At 59.5% G+C, this 17,560-nt stretch carries 13 protein-coding genes, 4 tRNA genes and 1 pseudogene; 3 read left to right on the forward strand and 15 right to left on the reverse strand.

The window, feature by feature from the left end; genetic code table 11:
* The 9 genes from ACTNBY_RS04655 to ACTNBY_RS04695 all read right to left on the reverse strand — a co-directional run bounded on the left by ACTNBY_RS04655 (nt 1) and on the right by ACTNBY_RS04695 (nt 7,229).
* Nucleotides 1–729, reverse strand: coding sequence for a lysophospholipid acyltransferase family protein (locus tag ACTNBY_RS04655; protein WP_441063574.1), 729 nt, complete (start codon nt 727–729; stop codon nt 1–3).
* 3 nt (nt 730–732) lie between these two features.
* Entirely contained in the window at nt 733–1,419 is a 687-nt protein-coding gene (cmk, locus tag ACTNBY_RS04660) for a (d)CMP kinase (protein ID WP_441063576.1), read from the reverse strand.
* A gap of 66 nt (nt 1,420–1,485) precedes the next feature.
* Nucleotides 1,486–2,451 carry a pseudouridine synthase gene (locus ACTNBY_RS04665; protein WP_441063578.1) on the reverse strand — a complete coding sequence of 322 codons (966 nt, stop codon included), beginning with the start codon at nt 2,449–2,451 and terminating at the stop codon, nt 1,486–1,488.
* On the reverse strand, nt 2,438–3,166 hold the full coding sequence (scpB, locus tag ACTNBY_RS04670) for an SMC-Scp complex subunit ScpB (RefSeq protein ID WP_441063579.1): 729 nt from the start codon (nt 3,164–3,166) through the stop codon (nt 2,438–2,440). Before scpB ends, ACTNBY_RS04665 begins: the two co-directional genes overlap by 14 nt.
* An 11-nt stretch (nt 3,167–3,177) precedes the next feature.
* On the reverse strand, nt 3,178–3,987 hold the full coding sequence (locus ACTNBY_RS04675; protein ID WP_441063581.1) for a segregation and condensation protein A: 810 nt from the start codon (nt 3,985–3,987) through the stop codon (nt 3,178–3,180).
* Nucleotides 3,988–4,071: 84 nt separating this feature from the next.
* Complete coding sequence (locus ACTNBY_RS04680; RefSeq protein ID WP_441063582.1) at nt 4,072–4,755, reverse strand: site-2 protease family protein; 684 nt, start codon at nt 4,753–4,755, stop codon at nt 4,072–4,074.
* Nucleotides 4,756–4,764: 9 nt separating this feature from the next.
* Nucleotides 4,765–5,061: a hypothetical protein gene (locus ACTNBY_RS04685; RefSeq protein WP_441063584.1), complete on the reverse strand. Its 297-nt coding sequence runs from the start codon at nt 5,059–5,061 to the stop codon at nt 4,765–4,767.
* Nucleotides 5,048–7,081, reverse strand: a complete 2,034-nt coding sequence (locus tag ACTNBY_RS04690; protein WP_441063586.1) for an ABC-F family ATP-binding cassette domain-containing protein — start codon at nt 7,079–7,081, stop codon at nt 5,048–5,050. Before ACTNBY_RS04690 ends, ACTNBY_RS04685 begins: the two co-directional genes overlap by 14 nt.
* 75 nt (nt 7,082–7,156) lie before the next feature.
* Nucleotides 7,157–7,229 (reverse strand) — tRNA-Ala (locus tag ACTNBY_RS04695).
* A gap of 707 nt (nt 7,230–7,936) precedes the next feature.
* Here ACTNBY_RS04695 and ACTNBY_RS04700 point away from each other — a divergent pair.
* Nucleotides 7,937–8,012, forward strand: a tRNA-Ile gene (locus ACTNBY_RS04700).
* A gap of 208 nt (nt 8,013–8,220) precedes the next feature.
* Here the strand turns inward: ACTNBY_RS04700 and ACTNBY_RS04705 are convergent.
* The 4 genes and pseudogenes from ACTNBY_RS04705 to ACTNBY_RS04720 form a co-directional block, all read right to left on the reverse strand.
* Nucleotides 8,221–8,293, reverse strand: a tRNA-Ala gene (locus ACTNBY_RS04705).
* A 525-nt stretch (nt 8,294–8,818) separates the two neighbouring features.
* Nucleotides 8,819–9,976, reverse strand: a complete 1,158-nt coding sequence (locus ACTNBY_RS04710) for a hypothetical protein (protein WP_441063588.1) — start codon at nt 9,974–9,976, stop codon at nt 8,819–8,821.
* A 382-nt stretch (nt 9,977–10,358) separates the two neighbouring features.
* Nucleotides 10,359–10,433, reverse strand: a tRNA-Val gene (locus tag ACTNBY_RS04715).
* Nucleotides 10,434–10,571: 138 nt separating this feature from the next.
* Nucleotides 10,572–10,784: pseudogene (locus tag ACTNBY_RS04720) on the reverse strand (DUF3825 domain-containing protein); the annotation flags it as partial.
* Nucleotides 10,785–11,672: 888 nt separating this feature from the next.
* Between ACTNBY_RS04720 and tet(W) the strand changes: the two are divergent.
* Nucleotides 11,673–13,592, forward strand: coding sequence for a tetracycline resistance ribosomal protection protein Tet(W) (gene tet(W), locus ACTNBY_RS04725; RefSeq protein WP_441063590.1), 1,920 nt, complete (start codon nt 11,673–11,675; stop codon nt 13,590–13,592).
* Nucleotides 13,593–13,736: 144 nt separating this feature from the next.
* On the opposite strand, the gene ACTNBY_RS04730 is transcribed toward tet(W), so the two are convergent.
* Nucleotides 13,737–14,825, reverse strand: coding sequence for a hypothetical protein (locus ACTNBY_RS04730; protein ID WP_441063591.1), 1,089 nt, complete (start codon nt 14,823–14,825; stop codon nt 13,737–13,739).
* A 262-nt stretch (nt 14,826–15,087) separates the two neighbouring features.
* On the opposite strand from ACTNBY_RS04730, the gene ACTNBY_RS04735 reads away from it, so the two are divergent.
* Nucleotides 15,088–16,110 carry a hypothetical protein gene (locus ACTNBY_RS04735; protein WP_441063593.1) on the forward strand — a complete coding sequence of 341 codons (1,023 nt, stop codon included), beginning with the start codon at nt 15,088–15,090 and terminating at the stop codon, nt 16,108–16,110.
* 146 nt (nt 16,111–16,256) lie between these two features.
* Here the strand turns inward: ACTNBY_RS04735 and ACTNBY_RS04740 are convergent, their stop codons facing one another.
* The gene (locus ACTNBY_RS04740) at nt 16,257–17,516 is read right to left on the reverse strand and encodes a nucleotide sugar dehydrogenase (RefSeq protein ID WP_441063595.1); all 1,260 of its coding nucleotides are present in this window, start codon (nt 17,514–17,516) and stop codon (nt 16,257–16,259) included.
* Nucleotides 17,517–17,560 lie beyond the last annotated feature (44 nt).

A 17,560-nucleotide genomic window follows, 5' to 3' on the forward strand; every position in this document is an offset into this window, starting at 1 on the left:
CTAGAACCTGCCGGGGTGCTCGGCGCACAGGTCGTCGCGCATGGCGTAGACGCGGCTCATGGCCTCGGACTCAAACCATGCCAGGCGCTCCTTGCGCTTGAGCTCGGCCGGTGCATCGGATAGCGAGATGGCCTTGCCGGCACGGATCCAGCACTTTTTGGGGCGCATGAGCTTTTTGCCCGCAGGCGTGATATCGGACCAGCCGCAGATGGCGAGCGGGTTGACGGGCGCCTTGCCCATCTGGGCGATAAGCGCAAAACCGCCATGGACCTCGGGCTTGATCTCGCGCGAGCGGATGCGCGTGCCCTCGGGGAAGATCAGGACGTCCTCGCCGCGCTGCAGTGCATGCTGGGCGGCGCGCAGGCACTTCATGTCGGCGGTGCCGCGCTCGACGGGAATGCCACCCACGCGGCTAAAGGCCCAGCGCACGATCCTGCTCTTGGCAAACTCAGATTTAAAAATGGGGCGGATGCGGCGGCCGCCAAAGAACAGCGCCGTCTCTACAGCAAGGAGCTCGGCCATCGAGGTGTGGTTGCAGATGACCACGCTGCCGCGGCCTTCCTGGCGCTCAAACAGCAGGTCGCTGTCCTCTACCTTCCAGCGCCACATGAGCTTGGAGAAGACCCACAGGATGCCCATGACCACGAAGACGGTGCCGCGGATGAGCACGGGGAACTCGGCATAAGGCGCGTTGTAGTAATCCTCGGGCGTCTGCTTAAACAGGCGCATGAGCTACCTCCTTTGGTTGATGAGGTCCTCGATTATCGAGACGACCTCGTCGATGGTATGTGCGGTGGAGTCGACGTGCACGGCGTCCTCGGCGGGCACGAGCGGCGCGACCTCGCGGCTGCTGTCGAGCTTGTCGCGCTGCTTGAGGGCGTCGAGCGTCTCGTCGACCTCGGCCTCGAGCTGCTCTTCGGTGAGCGGCTGGGCATCGTTTTGGTGGCGCTGCAGCACGCGGCGACGGGCGCGCTCGCGCGGGTCGGCGGTCAGAAAGACCTTGACCTGCGCGTTGGGGAACACGACGGTGCCGATGTCGCGGCCCTCGGCCACGATGTCGCGGTCCTCGGCGGCGCGATGCTGATGGATAAGCATGGCGGCGCGTACGCCCGGGTAGGCCGAGACCTTGGAGACGTTGGCGTCCACCTGCGGGGTGCGAATGGCAGCCGAGGCGTCCGCGCCGTCGATGGTCAGGCGCGTGTCCTCGCCGGTGCCGTTGGTAAAGCGAATCTCGATTTGTTCGGCGAGGGCGTCGATTGCAGCCTCGTTATCCAGATCAATGCCGCGGTCGAGCGCGGCGAAGGTGACGGCGCGATACATGGCGCCCGTGTCGAGCTTGTTAAAGCCCAGCTGGCGGGCGATCTCCTTGGCGATGGTGGACTTGCCGGATCCGGCGGGGCCGTCGATGGCGACGATCATGCAATGCTTCCTTTCGGTGGTTGACGTGCTGGTATGGGACGCGGGCGCTGCTTGCTGGCGGACTGGCTAGCCCGTGTAGCGCTCGCGGTAGGTGTTGCGCTTGGGCGCGGAGCCGTGGCTGCCGTGGTGGCGCGTGCGGGTCGCGGTGTTGGTCGCCGGCGCAGCGCCGCGCTTGGCGCCGGCCTGCTTGGGCGGGATGCCGCCGGCCTTGAGGATCTGCACCTCGCGGTCGGTGAGCTCGCGCCACGAGCCCTTGGCCACGTCCTTGAGCTCCAGGCCGGCAAAGTTGCAGCGGTGCAGGCGGATCACCGGGTGGTGGATCTTGCTCAGCATGCGCTTGACCTGGTTCTTGCGCCCCTCGCGGATAATGACCTCCACGGCGGTGGTGCCGGGCTTCACACCCTGCGGAGCCACCGCCTCGGCCTCGCGCGCGGTAATGACGCGGCAGATTGCCGGCTGGCACAGGCCGTCGTCGAGCTCGATGCCGCGGCGCAGCGGTTCCAAGTCGCGATCGGTCAGGTGGCCGTCCACGAGCGCCTGGTAGGTCTTGTAGACGTGCTTGCTGGGGTGCAGCAGGTCCTGCGACAGGTCGCCGTCGGTGGTAAAGAGCAAAAGGCCTGTGGTGTCGCGGTCCAGGCGACCCACCGGGAAGAGCCCCGGAAAGCGGTCGCGCGGGACAAGGTCGGCCACGCAGGGGCGATCCTGCGGATCGCTCATGGTGGTGAGATAGCCGGTCGGCTTGTAGAGCATCAGGTACACGGCGCCCTGGTTGAGCTTGACGGGCATGCCGTCAACCTCGATATGGTCGCGGTCCACATCGACCTTGGTACCCAGTTCGGTCGCGACCTGGCCGTTGACGGTCACGCGGCCGGCGGTCATCAGGTCCTCCGAGCCGCGGCGGCTCGCCACGCCCGCGCGCGCCAAAAAGCGCTGCAGGCGCATGGTGTGCGGGTAGACGGGCTGGGGGTCGATCGCGGGCGCGCCCGTGGCGCCAGCGGTACGCGTCTCCCCTGCTTCGCTAGTCCTCGTCATGCGTATCCTCCGCAGCGTCGTCGGTGGCAAGTGTTTCCTCGCCACCGACTGCCTCGACATCCTCAACATCGGTATCCAGCAGCTCGCGCTCTTCGTCCAGGTCCTCGACCTGCTCCTCGAGCGTAGACTGAATGCTGCGGCCGCTCAGGCGCTCGCGGATAAATTGACGCGACTGCTCGTCGGGGGCAAACTGCTCCAGATCGGGAAGGTCGCGGGTGGAGCGCAGACCAAACTTCTCCAAAAAGGCGTTGGTCGTGCCGTAAATGATGGCCTGACCGCGCTGGGGGTCGCGACCGAGCTCGCGCACCAGACCCTTGTCAACGAGCGACGCGATGACGCCGTCGGAGTTGACGCCGCGGATGCCCTTGACCACCTCGCGCGTAACGGGCTGGTGGTAGGCGATGACGGCCAGGGTCTCGAGTGCCGCCTGCGACAGTTTTTGCGTATCCCAGCTCAGCACATAGGCCTCGACCACGTCATGGTAGGCGGGATGCGTAAACAGGCGCCAGCCGCCGGCGACCTCGCGCAGCTGAAAGCCGCGATTGGCCTCCTCGTACTCAACTTTGAGCTCGGCCAAAAGCGACGCGCACTCGCCCGGGGCGATATCCAGCGCATCTGCCAGCGCGGGCGCGCTCACCGGATCGCTCGAAACCAGCAGGAGCGCCTCGAGGGCGCCTTTGAGGCTGTTTGCATCTAGCGTGGAAAGGGTTGACATGGTTGCCGCTCCTATTCGGTGAGCTCGGGGCCCTCGCCGGGCACGTAGGCCTCGGCGCCCTCGACGCGGTTGATACGGATGGTTCCAAAGATCTCGTCCTGGCTCAGGGTGAGCGAGCCTCGCTTGGCGAGTTCGAGCATGGCCATGAAGGTGACGACGAGCTGCTCGGTGGTGGCGTCGCCGTCTAACAGCTCGCGGAAGGTGCAAGTTTGGTGCGCCATGGTAAAGCGGTCGACCGAGGCCACCGTCAGGTCGAGCGGTACGCGATGCGGCGCCACGTGCTCGGCCTCCAGCAGGAAGGTCTGACGCTTGCCGTCCAGGTCGGCGCAGATGACGGCGAGGCCGCGCAGCGTGATACCGGCCAGGTAGTCGGGCATAAGGCCCAAAAACTCGGGGTCGGGACCGGCCACACGTGGATGCATGCGGCTTTCGGCCTGCATGCGCGCGCCAAGAGCCGCCGCCGCGCCCTTAAACTGCTTGTAGGCGATCAGGCGCTGGATCAGGACCTCGCGCAGGGCGTCGCCGTCGAGTGCACTGAGCTCTTCGAGGTCTTCGTCAATCTCGTCATCGTCGTCGGCTTTGCTGGGGGCCTCCTGCGGCACCAGCGAGGCGGCCTTGATGTCCAAAAGGGTTGCCGCGACCAGCAGAAAGTCACTCGCCACGTCCAGGTCCAGCGCCTCAATACGCTCGACCTCGGCCAGGTACTGCTCGGCCACCTCGCTGATAGAGATGGCGCCGATATCTACTTTTTGGCGGGTTACCAGCTGCAGCAGCAGGTCGAACGGTCCGCTGTAGACCTGCGTCGACACGCGATACGACATCTTCGACCTCCTTTGACGGCGCCTTCGCGGCGCGGTTTGGGTGTATGCTGCGACCGTTTTGCACAGTCGACCTGTAAGTTTACCCTAGATGCCGGCGATTGCGAAGTTAAGCAGCTGCCCAGCGAGCGGATACACGGTAACGTCGAAATACCGGCCGATCACATCGATGCCGGTCCACATGGGCAGCAGATACAGCACGATGATAAGAATCGGCATGGCGTATTGCTGAAGTTGGTAGTAGTTGGCGAGTGCCTTGCCTTTGAGAAACGGCACGATGATAGACGAGCCGTCAAGCGGCGGAATCGGGATGAGGTTAAAGAACGCAAGCGACAGGTTGACCACGATAAAGGTGGCGCCGAAGTTCATGATTTGGGACGCTACGGCAAAGGACATGCTGGTGTAGAGGTTGCCGTATGCTGCGTGCATGATGGCGGCCGCAAGGCACGCCAGTGCGATGTTCGATGCGGGGCCGGCCGCGCTCACCAAGACCTCGTCGCGCTTGGGGTGCTTGAGGTTGTTGAGGTAGACCGGCACGGGCTTGGCGAAGGCGAACACCGGGCCGCCGGCGGCGAGCATGAGCAGCGGTAGGATGATGGTGCCAAACGGGTCGATATGGTTGAGCGGGTTGAGCGAGACGCGGCCGCGCGAACGGGCCGTCTTGTCGCCAAGCGCCCAGGCTGCGGCGGCGTGTGCGCTCTCGTGGATCACGATGCCCACGATGACGGCGACGGCGCTGGCAAGCAGGTTCATGAAGTAGCTGCTGGACATGGCGCTCCCCTAGCGGACACGGCGCGAGGCGCGCGAGAGCAGGTAGTCGGTCACAAACAGGATGACGGCCACGATGGCGTAATCCAGGCGGAACACGCCGCCGAAGGGCGATGTGATGACGCCGTAGCCGGCAATGGTGCTCGGCAGCGCGCGCGAAAGCTCAACGACAAAGCCCACAATCTGCAGCTTGGCGGAGAGGCCGCTAAAGCACAGTAGCACGGTCATCGCGCTCATAAAGATGCCGCAGATGCGACAAGCGATGGCGATGATGCTCATCGCCACGGCAGCGGCCTTACGAGAGTTCACGCGCGGTCTCCTCTTCGATCTGGGTGGAAAGCTCCAGCCATTCGTCCTCGAGCTTGGGCAGCTCTTGCTTAAGCCCGTTATATTCCCCCAGCGCGGCGTTGAACTTATCCTGATCGGCATAAAGCTCTTCGCTCGCCATCAATTCCATAAGCTCGTCATAGCGGGCGCGCTTTTTGTCGAGCTCGGCCTCGATCTTCTTGAGCTGGTTGCGCACGCCCTTGAGCTTTTTGTTGAGCGCGGCGCGGGCCTGGGCCTCGGCGCGCTTTTGCTCCTTGGTCTTTTTGCCCTCGGCCGGCTTGGGGGCCGCAGCGGGGGTATCGGCCTGGGCGGCGCTGGCTTTGGTGGGCTTGGCCGCGGAAGGCGTGCTCTCCCCTGCAGCCTCGGCGGCAGCGCGGGCCGCGAGGTCCTCGCGCTTGTAGAGGTAGTAGTCGTAGTCGCCGTCATAGACCGTGACCTTGCCATCGCGGATGTCGATGACGCGGTTGGCCACGGCTCGCACCAAGTGCTCGTCGTGGCTAATCAGCACGATGGTGCCGGGGAAGTTTTGCAGGGCGTTCTCGAGCATGTCCACCGAGTCGATGTCCAGGTGGTTAGTGGGCTCGTCCAGGCACAGAAGTGCCTCGGGGGCCACGAGCATCTTAGCCAGGGCCAGACGCGCCTTTTCGCCGCCGGAAAGAACGCGAACCTGCTTTTCGATGGAATCGTTGTCGCTAAACAGGAAGGCGCCCAGCAGGCTGCGCTGCTGCGGCACGGTCCACTTAGGCGTGACGGTGTCGATTTCTTGCAGGACGGTGTTGGACTCGGTCATGCCCTCGAGCGCGTGCTGGGCGTAATAGGCCACGCCCACGTTGGTACCGAGGTCGCGCGTGCCGGTAGTGGGCGGCTCCAGGCCGGCGATGATCTTCATGAGGGTGGACTTGCCGGCGCCGTTGGGGCCGACGAGCGCCACGTGCTCGCCGCGATAGAGCTTGAGGTCGATATCGCTATAGATGTGCTTGTTGCCGTAGGACTTGGACACGCCCTCCAGGCCCACGACCATGTCGCCCGAGCGCGGCGGGTCGGGGAACTTAAAGTCGATGTGCTTGTGGCCCTCGGGCAGGATGACGAGCTCTTTTTTGATTTGCTCGATCTTGCGAATGCGCTCCTGCGCCTGGGCGGCTTTGGTGGGCTTGTAACGGAACTTGTCGACGAAGACCTGCATGTGGGCGATGTCGCGCTCCTGGGCGGCACGTTTGGCGCGCATCTGCTCCAGGTTGTCCTCGCGCTGCTTGAGGTAGCTGCTGTAATTGCCGGTGTAGGTGGTCACGCGGCGGTTCTCGAGCGCGGCGACGTGGTCGACGCAGGCGTCCATAAAGGCGCGGTCGTGGCTGACGATGAGAACGGCGCCGTCGTAGTTGGCGATAAAGCCGCGCAACCACTGGACGCTTTCGAGGTCCAGGTGGTTGGTGGGCTCGTCCAGAAGCAGCAGGTCGGGATGGCGCAAGAAGAGCTTGGCCAGCGCGATGCGCATCTGCCAGCCGCCCGAGAACTCGGAACACGGGCGCTCAAAGTCGGTGACCTTAAAGCCCAGACCGGACAGGATCTTGCGGGCATTGCTTTCGAGCTCGTAGCCGCCCAAGTGCTCAAAGCGGTCCTGGACCTGGCCGTACTCGTTAAGGAGCGCGTCGACGTCCTTGCCCTGCTCAGAGAGCTCGGTGATCTGGGCCTGCAGCTCGTTGGCGCGCTCACCCATGCGCCGGATTTCCTTGGCGGCGGCCATGACCTCGGCGAGGATGGTCGTGTCCTTGTGCTCCAGGTTGGTTTCCTGCTCGAGGTAGCCCACCTGACAGTCCTTGGAGTACTGGACCTGGCCGGCGTCGGGGCTGTCGATACCCATGATGATTTTGAGCATGGTGGTTTTGCCGGCGCCGTTGGGTCCCACGAGCGCAAAGCGTTCGCCGGAGTTGATCTGAAAGGACGCGCCGCTAAAGAGGACGCGCGCGCCGAAGCTTTTTTCGATCTTGTCGACCAGGAGGATCATGGTGCCGCCTTTGACCTTGTGTGCCTATATGAAAAAAGGCCCCAACTTGCGTTGGAGCCCCATTCAATGCTCGGGTGGAGACGAGGGGGATCGAACCCCTGACCTCTTGACTGCCAGTCAAGCGCTCTCCCAGCTGAGCTACGCCCCCGTGCGAAGAAGTACTATACGGGAACTCCCCCGCCGATGCAAGGACAATCTCGGAAAAATCTTTCGGCGGCGGGGCCGGGGATGCGGTACGGGCTCGGGAGCGAGGGGCCCGCGGTGCCCGATCCGGCCCGCGGGGCGCGCCCCGCGGGCGGCGGCGTGGCCGCCGCCCCCTCTCCGGCGCCCTTGGGACATCTCGAGTCCCGCCGGCCGCCGTTTTAACGCTTCCGTGGCGCGGGCCGCCATCCGCCCAACGGCCATCCTGCCGGCACCAGGCCCATTATCGGGACCAATCGCGCCCCCGCCCACCCGGCGATCTCAAAACCATGCCGGTTTACGGGGCCAGGCCGGGAACCCTCGGGCATGCCGTAATCGGTAAAATCAAAACCGCAGGTAGACGACTTGCGAATTTCGTGAGATGCAGGGTATGGACGGCCGGTCCGGGTCCAGCCCCGTAATCCGGCATGGTTTTGAAATGGCACCAGTTCGCCGATGGTTAACTCTATTTGCAGTCTTGGGATAATGGGTTGAACAATTCCCATCCAGTGATATTTCTTGTGATGCATCTTGATTGTCAGGGAATACCGGGTGTTAAAAACATGGTTTGATCGTGCGTTGTGCGACATGCTTGTGCATGGTAGTATTTCAAATCGTGATTTAACCCAATGGGAAATGAATTTCCATTGTTGAAATTATTATCACAGTACATAAGGGCTCTTGGCGCAACGGTTAGCGCAGGGGACTCATAATCCCTGGGTTCTGGGTTCGAATCCCGGAGGGCCCACCAGAGTATTTCGAGGCCGGGCAACACGCCTGGCCTCTTTACATTGCGTTGACGCCTTATTTTGGCCTGCAATGGCGTAGGGCGTTAATTTCATTCATATTTGCAATTTAGGTTGGATTTACTTCAACAGCCACTAAGTAAAGACAAACTGCAAGACGATTGATATGAAAAAAGGCCCCAACTTGCGTTGGAGCCCCATTCAATGCTCGGGTGGAGACGAGGGGGATCGAACCCCTGACCTCTTGACTGCCAGTCAAGCGCTCTCCCAGCTGAGCTACGCCCCCGTGCGAAGAAGTACTATACGGGAACTCCCCCGCCGATGCAAGGACAATCTCGGAAAAATCTTTCGGCGGCGGGGCCGGGGATGCGGTACGGGCTCGGGAGCGAGGGGCCCGCGGTGCCCGATCCGGCCCGCGGGGCGCGCCCCGCGGGCGGCGGCGTGGCCGCCGCCCCCTCTCCGGCGCCCTTGGGACATCTCGAGTCCCGCCGGCCGCCGTTTTAACGCTTCCGTGGCGCGGGCCGCCATCCGCCCAACGGCCATCCTGCCGGCACCAGGCCCATTATCGGGACCAATCGCGCCCCCGCCCACCCGGCGATCTCAAAACCATGCCGGTTTACGGGGCCAGGCCGGGAACCCTCGGGCATGCCGTAATCGGTAAAATCAAAACCGCAGGTAGACGACTTGCGAATTTCGTGAGATGCAGGGTATGGACGGCCGGTCCGGGTCCAGCCCCGTAATCCGGCATGGTTTTGAAATGGCACTAATTTACTGGCAGGCAAACAAGGTTGTTCTAGTATCTCGTTGCCGGCTAATTCGCGATTTCCAACCAGTTGCACAAAACATTTGCTCGCAGTCGCGTCTCGGCGCGCTTCATCGCCTCGGATTTGGCTTTATATCGAATCCCCAAACGACTGCAGACGCTTTTGACTATGGTGTCTAGCTGCTTTTTGTCGTTAAGCATATCGTGGGTTACCAGGAACACGTCGAAACCCATGCTCTGGAGCGCAGTCATACGTTCCGCATCGTGGTCAAGTACCGCGCCTGATCCATGGATGACTTCACCTTGAATCTCGATAATTACTGCCTTCATTAGCATTGGGTTTACAATCACGATGTCGCCGTAGCAGACCTTCTGACCTGCGATGCTTTGGGCTGCCTCGGATAGAGGGGTTAAATCGTTGAGGTACACGTATCTGAAACCTGAACCACCTAGACGTCGAGAACGACTTAGGAGCAGGACCCCCGCGACCTCGAGTGGAGATGCAGCAATGCCGATAACCTGTTGAGCGGCATCATAAAACTGCTTTCCCCACATTTGACTTTTGACCTTATCGGCGAATCGATGCAGGTCGCTCAGTTCGATAAGCGGCTTTCTCATCCAAAGAGAAGTACCTTTGAGTTTCGTAACCTCTCTTCCATCCTCACGCTTGCTCGTTTTGCCTTCATTAACTGGGTCCTTTACGGTTGCGTGGGCATAAACTCGTTTCCAAGGAACCTCGTCTTCGCTTTCTCCAAGTTCGAACAGATCCTGCGTGCTGGAATTGCGATTCTCCTCTTCTGCCATTTTTAGCTGCATTTCGGCAGCGGGGGTTGGCTCGAAAACAGAAAACCAGCCGCATAGTTCGTACATAGCCAGCACGAGATCTATTTGAGACACAAAGCGTGTCATAGTAAATAACGTGTTAAGCGGATTGGTGACACTAAAGCCTAAATGAGTGTCGATTGTTGTGCCGGCATCCGATGCCCCTTCCCAGCGAATAGTGGAGCGCAATCCCGAGTGGTGATTACAAGAACCTGGCGAAGCTACAGCGATAATCGGGGCCTTGAGGACGTCGGTTACGAAAGGGGCTTGGGATAGAGCTCGCCAGCCGTCTTCGGAGTTGGGCAGGCGCGGGTAGAGATCGCGCACCTGCGGCGGGCAGCGCCAGTAGCGGAATGCGGTGTTTGCGCAGACGATTTCGTCCATTTGCGCCTCCCCTGGTTTCGGCCGCGGGCCGTGCGGATCACGGGCATGGCCGATTATCTACTGGGCCATCATGAGGGTAAGTACCGGAAGCAAACCAATAGCTTGACGAGTTCTGCCGAAAATCCCTCGTGTGATAGAAATCCGCTGGAAGGAGCCCTGGGCGTGTGGTCTCTGTCTCCACATTTGCGCGCGGATCACATGGGGAATTCAATGAATGTACGCATGCGTTTTATACAAAACATGCAATAGCATCAGCAAAAAGGGCGCGACAAAAATGATGCCTTAGACGAGTAAGATTTATTTTTGGTGTCAGTTTTGGTGTCATCCTTGGTGTCAAAAAGAAAAAGGCCAGAGGCTTAACACCTCTGACCTGTGCTTTTGATGGTGGGCGATACAAGATTCGAACTTGTGACCCCATCCGTGTGAAGGATATGCTCTACCCCTGAGCCAATCGCCCGTCGCCTTTCGGCAAAAGAGATACTAACATAGCCGCGCGCGGTTTACCAAGAACTTTTTGCCCTCGATTTTAAATTCGTGGGCTCCAGCCAAACCAAAGCAACCAAGGTAACCGGCAAACCCGCAGCTAAACCACCATTTATCGCTTAATCCAGGATGTCTCGGGGCGGCAGATAAGTCGCGCGGTGTTGTAAGCCATGTCGAGTCTGAGGCAGGGGCGCGCGGCGTAAAAGCCGTCCTCGCGCTGGATGGTCAGCGCCAGCTCGGGCCTGTCGCCGGTCAGGAACAGCGGCAGGAGCAGCTGGATTCGGCCACCATAGAACTGCGGCACCGCGAACGTGTAGCTAGCTGCGGCGCGGTCTGGTCCGCGTCGCGCTCGGTTAAAAACACCGCGCGGCTAAAAGAAAACGACAGGTAGTTTTTGAGGATGCGGTTACTGGGACCCCAGTCCTCGGGATCGGCGAGGTCAACCAGCGGTCGTAGCAGGGCTCGGGACAAAACGCAAAGTCGTAGGCATTGCTGCACAGGGTGCTAGGGCATGCTTTCAGGATAATTCCTGCAACAATGCTCATGTACGGTAAAGAAGCAAGCAACCGAAAACAATAGATAGACCGCCAGCACTACACTATTCCGAACCAAAGACCAAAAGATAAGCATTTTGAGAAAATCTAAACTTTTGGATTTTCCTACAATGCCGACTACGGCGGAATCCCTCCCACTCCTTATATATTTCTTTCTGTATACATTGAATTTGTATTTAGTAAAATGCAGACAACACCACGGATCGGCTTTTGGTTGGACAATTCCAACCAAACACCACAGCAGACAGCAGAAAACATTCTGAACGCTAGGAAGCCGGTATGATTGTTACATATAAGGGGAAGAAAAATTTCTTTTAGGTACTTGCTTTCCTAAAACTGATGTGATAAAAACTGATGTGATACAATGATTTAATCCAGAAAAGGAGTAAAAAATATGCGGCAAGGTATTCTTAAATAAAACTATAATCAAATAGTGGGAACAAAGGATTATGATAGCTCCTTTTGTAGGGGCTTAGTTTTTTGTACCCAATTTAAGAATACTTTTGCCTTATCAATTTTGACATATCCCCAAAAACAGCACTCACAAACAGGTGTATGCTGTATATGTGTATGTCCGCAGATTATCATCCCCAGCGGTAAAAGTATTTTACTGCTGGGGATTTTTATGCCCTTTGGGGCTGTAAAGGGAGGACAATCACATGAAAATAATCAATATTGGAATTCTTGCCCATGTAGACGCTGGAAAGACGACCTTGACGGAGAGCCTGCTATATGCCAGCGGAGCCATTTCAGAACCGGGGAGCGTCGAAAAAGGGACAACGAGGACGGACACCATGCTTTTGGAGCGGCAGCGTGGGATTACCATTCAAGCGGCAGTCACTTCCTTCCAGTGGCACAGATGTAAAGTCAACATTGTGGATACGCCCGGCCACATGGATTTTTTGGCGGAGGTGTACCGCTCTTTGGCTGTTTTAGATGGGGCCATCTTGGTGATCTCCGCTAAAGATGGTGTGCAGGCCCAGACCCGTATTCTGTTCCATGCCCTGCGGAAAATGGACATTCCCACCGTTATCTTTATCAATAAGATCGACCAGGCTGGCGTTGATTTGCAGGGCGTGTATCAGTCTGTTCGGGATAAGCTCTCCGCCGATATTATCATCAAGCAGACGGTGTCGCTGTCCCCGGAAATAGTCCTGGAGGAAAATACCGACATAGAAGCATGGGATGCGGTCATCGAAAATAACGATAAATTATTGGAAAAGTATATCGCAGGAGAACCGATCAGCCGGGAAGAACTTGCGCGGGAGGAACAGCGGCGGGTTCAAGACGCCTCCCTGTTCCCGGTCTATCATGGCAGCGCCAAAAAGGGCCTTGGCATTCAACCGTTGATGGATGCGGTGACAGGGCTGTTCCAACCGATTGGGGAACAGGGGAGCGACGCCCTATGCGGCAGCGTTTTCAAGGTGGAGTATACAGATTGTGGCCAGCGGCTCATCTATTTGCGGCTATACAGCGGAACGCTGCGCCTGCGGGATACGGTGGCTCTGGCCGGGAGAGAAAAGCTGAAAATCACAGAGATGCGTATTCCATCCAAAGGGGAGATTGTTCGGACAGACACCGCTTATCCGGGTGAAATTGTTATCCTTCCCAGCGACAGCGTGGGATTAAACGACGTATTGGGGGACGACACCCGGCTTCCTCGTGAAAGGTGGCGTGATGCCCCCCTCCCCATGCTGCGGACGACGATTGCGCCGAAAACGGCAGCGCAAAGAGAACGGCTGCTGGACGCTCTTACTCAAATTGCGGATACTGACCCGCTTTTGCGCTACGAGGTGGATTCCATCACCCACGAGATCATTCTTTCTTTTTTAGGCCGGGTGCAGTTGGAGGTTGTTTCCGCTTTGCTGGCGGAAAAGTACAAGATTGAAACAGCGGTGAAGGAACCCTCCGTCATTTATATGGAGCGGCCGCTCAAAGCAGCCAGCCACACCATCCATATCGAGGTGCCGCCCAACCCGTTTTGGGCATCCATCGGACTGTCTGTTACACCACTCCCGCTTGGCTCCGGTGTACAATACGAGAGCCGGGTTTCGCTGGGATACTTGAACCAGAGTTTTCAAAACGCTGTCAGGGATGGTATCCGTTACGGGCTGGAGCAGGGCTTGTTCGGCTGGAACGTAACGGACTGTAAGATTTGCTTTGAATACGGGCTTTATTACAGTCCGGTCAGCACGCCGGCGGACTTCCGCTCATTGGCCCCGATTGTATTGGAACAGGCATTGAAGGAATCGGGGACGCAGCTGCTGGAACCTTATCTCTCCTTCACCCTCTATGCGCCCCAGGAATACCTTTCCAGGGCTTATCATGATGCACCGAAATACTGTGCCACCATCGAAACGGCCCAGGTAAAAAAGGATGAAGTTGTCATTACTGGCGAGATTCCCGCCCGCTGTATACAGGCATACCGTACTGATCTGGCCTTTTACACCAACGGGCGGAGCGTATGCCTTACAGAGCTGAAAGGATATCAGGCCGCTGTCGGTCAGCCGGTCATCCAGCCCCGCCGTCCAAACAGCCGCCTGGACAAGGTGCGCCATATGTTTCAGAAGGTAATGTAAAGATACATAATCGTCAAGACGGCAACAATCAGAAGTTATGGAGGGTAACATCGGCCCGGACAATATCTAGCCACGGATATGTTGCTAGGGATCGGTTTGGGCTTGACGGTTCGATTTTCTCTTCGCCTCTGGAAATCGAGCGCCTTAGCAGCGAATCGCGGCGCATAGGAGCGCTATGCCGAGAAAGATTAGCGTTAGGGATGCGGCGATCCAGCAGTTATCACCGGCCTTGGGGAGCGAGACGGTCGTCGCGGTGGCGGCCTTGGGCCTAGAGGCCTTGGCGGCCGTGGTGTCGGTCACTGTGGGCGTGGTCACCGTCTTAGTCGCGGCCGCGGGCTTTTGTGTGGGGTTTGCCGAGGGATCCGCAGCGGGCTCGCCGGTAGCGGGATCGGTGCCAGGGGCGGACGGACCATCGCCCGGCACATCGGGGCCGCCGGTCTCCCCCGCCGGCGCCGTGGTATCCACGGGCTCGATCGTCACATGCGCTGCCACGGACCCGTCGGCACCCACCACGCCGCCCGTGCCAAAGGTCCCACCCGCAGGCGCCACAAAGCGCGCGGATGCAAGCGACCCGCCCAGGCAGGCGACGCCGCCTTCGGCGCCCGACGCATCCAGCCAGGACGCATCTACGGTAAGTTGCCCGGCCGCACCGCCGCCGGCAGCCCCGCTCGGCAGGCACACGCCATAGGCGCTCACGCCCGCCCCGGAGCCCGCGCCCGCGGCGACAACGCGCCCGGGGCCGCGAACGGCAAGACCGTCCGCGATCACACCGGCCACCCGCGCATCCGCGATGCCGGCGCCGTCGGCCCGCGCGTCAACCTTACAGCCATCCACCGCGAGCGCCCCCGACACGTAGATCCCGCACTGCGAGCCCGTGGCCGTCAGCGACCCGGTACCGCGGAGCGTCAAATCGCCCCACACCTCCATGCCGCAACGCGAGATGTCCACGTCGAGCGCGCTCGTCTCGACAACAGTGTTCTGCCCGGTCAGCGTCACCACCAGGTCGTCGTCCGCGCCGATGGCCTCGCCCGTGTAGCCGTTAAGCTCCAGATGGTCGGCATCGGTCCAGGCCCAACCGGGGCCCGATATGCCCGGCTCGTAGTACGTGGCGCCCGCGATGAACAGGCTGTCCGCGCCCGCAGCATAAGAAGGCCCACCCAGCAAAACGCATAGGCAGGCCATGGCAGTAAGCAGGATGTAGTGACGGCTGGTGTGGAACGCGGCAGCAAACATAACCGCTCCGATCTTCGCAAGAGCCAATGGAAACTGCGCCAGAAAACTACCTGGTAGCAGCAGTTATTAGTGTAGCGAGATCAGGTTACAAGCGGGGAAAGAGCCTGTGATGAATTCCCAAAATTAGGTGTAAATCGTTTTGCCAGTCGGTGAAAGGAAAAGGCGATTACGTCGAGTTTTTAATGCCGAATCAAGACTCCTCAGGTCATACGTTTCGATTAGTACAATAGGCCTATGCGAAGAGATAGAGAAAGGTAACAACATGAGTTTAGAACAGGAACAGCGCACCCTTGATAGAAGGCAGCGCGAATTGACAGACCTCCAAAAGAAGCTTGCGAGGGAACAGTCAAAGCTCACCGCGGCTGAAACAAAAGCGAACGCCGCACAGACGGCGGCAACGAAGGCGCGTACGGAATCGTCCTGTAGTAGCAAACTACGATCTTACCAATCCGCCCTGCGCGACAAGGAGCGCGCGCAGAAGGAGATTGCGAGCCTTCAGGGTAAAATCGCAGTAAAGCAGAAAGAAGTGAACACGGCAACCGCAAAGGTCGGACGCGAAAGGCAGCGTATAGAAAACGCCGCTGCGAAGAAACACAAGCAGGACGCACTTCAGCTCAACAGAGCCATGGGCTCAATGAACCGCACAATCGAAGATCATGCGACAAGGCTTGAAACACTAGAAAGCATGCCTGAGAAGGTTACGGTGTTATACCTCGGCACGTCTCCCGAGGACGAGGTGCGTCTCAGAATCGAGGCGGAAGCACGAGACATCCACGAGGCTATACGCAAGTCGGACAATCCCCAATGCGTCGTTTTCAACGACCGATGGGCGGTGCGACAGAGCGACCTGCTTCAAGTGCTCAATGAGACTAACCCCGACATCGTCCACTTCAGTGGTCACGGAGCGGTTGACGGAAGTATTGTGCTCGAAGACCAGTTTGGTAATTCAGCTCTTCTCGATAAAGAGCGTCTATCGGTGGTTGTCGGAGCCGCCGCCAAACACGTTAGGCTGATCGTTTTCAACGCCTGCTACTCTGATGAGGAGGCTGATAAGATACTGCGCCATGTCGATGCGACGATAGGCATGACGAATTCCATATCGGACTCCGCCGCGAAGGCGTTCGCCGCTCAGCTGTATTCGAGCATCGGATTCGGACTCGACCTGCAAACCGCCTTCAATCAGGCTTGTGCCGCGATCGCGCTTGCATCGCCAGAAGAATTCAATACACCGAGACTTAGGGTTAGCGAAGGGGTAGACGCTGAGACAATGGTGTTCATAGGTTAACATGCTATAAAAATCTCATTGCCTGTTAGCTGCAAGGGGTCCAAACCTACATTAAATGATCCCGTATCGGCGCTAGCTGATACGGGATCATTCTTGACATTGAGATTATTAAGCAAGGTTAGAGTCGCCGCTGGGAATACTCTCCCCTAGTCCCGCTTAAACAGATCCCTCGTGTACACCTTGTCCGCCACGTCCGCGAGCTCGTCGCTCCAGCGGTTGGCGACGATCACGTCGCAGCCGGCCTTGAAGACCTCCAGGTCGTGGGTAACCTCGGAACCGAAGAACTCCGGCGCGTCCAGCGTGGGCTCGTAGACCACCACGGGCACGCCCTTGGCCTTCACGCGCTTCATGACGCCCTGGATGGAGCTCGCTCGGAAGTTGTCGGAGTTGGACTTCATCGTCAGGCGGTAGACGCCCACGACCGGCTTCGGCTTGCCCTCGTAGACGCGGTCCCACACCATCTGCAGCACCTCGTCGGCGACGAAGTCCTTGCGGGTGCGGTTGGCCTCCACGATGGCCTCGATCAGGTTCTGCGGAACGTCCTTGTAGTTCGCCAGCAGCTGCTTGGTGTCCTTGGGCAGGCAGTAGCCGCCGTAGCCGAAGCTGGGGTTGTTGTAGTGGCTGCCGATGCGCGGCTCCAAGCACACGCCGTCGATGACGTCGCGGGTGTTGAGGCCGCGGACCTCGCAGTAGGTGTCGAGCTCGTTGAAGTAGGCCACGCGCAGCGCCAGGTAGGTGTTGGCGAAAAGCTTCACGGCCTCGGCCTCGGTGGTGCCCAGCACCAACTCCGGGATGCCCTTGGAGCCGTCGGCGTTCACGCGCTCCAGCTCGGCGGGATCGGCGCCCTGCGCGAGCAGACGCGCGAAGCGCTCGGCAGCCGCGACGGCCTCGGCGTCCTCCTTGGGCGCGCCCACCACGATGCGGCTGGGATGCAGGTTGTCGTAGAGCGCCTTGCTCTCGCGCAGGAACTCCGGGCTGAAGAAAATCTTGCTGTCGCCCAGCCTCTCGCGCAGACCCGCGGTGTAGCCGACGGGGATTGTCGACTTGATGACGATCCAGGCGTCCGGGTTCACCGAGCGCACGGCGGCGATAGCGGCCTCGACGGAGCTCGTGTCGAAGAAGTTCCTGTCCGAGTCGTAGTTCGTCGGCGTGGCGATGACGGCGTAGTCGGCGCCCGAATAGGCCTCGGCCACGTCCACGGTGGCGTGCAGGTCGAGCTCGCGCTCCCCCGCCTTGGCCTCTGACAGGAAGCGCTCGATCTCGTCGTCCTGAATGGGCGATACGTAGTTGTTAATCTTCTCGACCTTCTCGGGCACGATGTCCAGCGCGTGAACTTCGTTGTGCTGCGAGAGCAGGACGGCTAGGGACAGGCCGACGTAGCCGGTACCGGCGACAGCGATCTTCATGTCATTCTCCAATTGTCAAAGAACGAAAATGGTTAAATGGTTAA

The organism is Collinsella sp. HCP28S3_E12 (assembly GCF_052065595.1).
GTDB lineage: Bacteria > Actinomycetota > Coriobacteriia > Coriobacteriales > Coriobacteriaceae > Collinsella.